Source organism: Vibrio sp. 378 (assembly GCF_033339435.1).
The window spans coordinates 1-675 of record NZ_JAWOUO010000612.1 but is presented as its reverse complement, the minus strand read 5'-3'; the positions used below and the strand labels follow the sequence as shown (position 1 = coordinate 675).

Annotated in this window: 2 protein-coding genes; both read left to right on the top strand. The window is 39.6% G+C overall.

The features are described 5' to 3' along the window. A partial coding sequence (locus R7Q48_RS27850) for a hypothetical protein (RefSeq protein ID WP_318133525.1) occupies positions 1-493 on the top strand: 493 nt, incomplete at its 5' end. Then, on the top strand, positions 486-675 hold a 190-nt coding region (locus R7Q48_RS27845), incomplete at its 3' end, for a hypothetical protein (RefSeq protein WP_318133524.1). The genes R7Q48_RS27850 and R7Q48_RS27845, both read left to right, overlap by 8 nt.

Below are 675 nucleotides of genomic sequence, written 5' to 3'. Positions count from 1 at the left end.
CATTGAGGGAGGTGGTGCGCTTAGAAAAGTCGAAGAGAATCGGTTATCACGCCAGACAGAAAAGGCTGATAATTTCTCTCAAGATGGCAGTTATCGACGCAATCTAGTAGTGAATGATGAATCGTTTAATGTGCGTTTTAAAGCGAGTTGCGCTACGCCTGAATGCTTAATGAGAAATGCCAATATCGACATGGAAGATGATGCTTTTCAGGATTACATTGAGGCTGCAACACAAGATAAACGTTCGGATGTGATGCAGGTGATCGGTGTTGCTCTTATCGCTAACCCATATCTCAAACCTTTAGAATATGTTGTGTTTGGAGATATAGCCTACGCTGGACTTAAAGATAAAAACCTTGATCCTCTTTGGGCTTATTTAATGGGTAGAGGGGCTTACTATCGCCTACATTTACTTAGCGTGTCTAAGAGAGTGAAAGATACCTCAGAAAATGTTGTAAGTTATTCTTCAGGGAGCGTTTTAAGTAGTGATTGATAAGGTTAAGACGCAAAAGTATGTGAATGTGTCCGATGGTATTAATGCATCTTGCTTAGGGATATGTTTATTCTTTTTTTCTGCGGAATTTATCTATCTTTTAAGCTTCTGGGGATTAACATTTTTTTTCTCAGGACTTGCTCTGAGACGTTATTGTAAAGGTAAGGGTATGATGCGTTTCG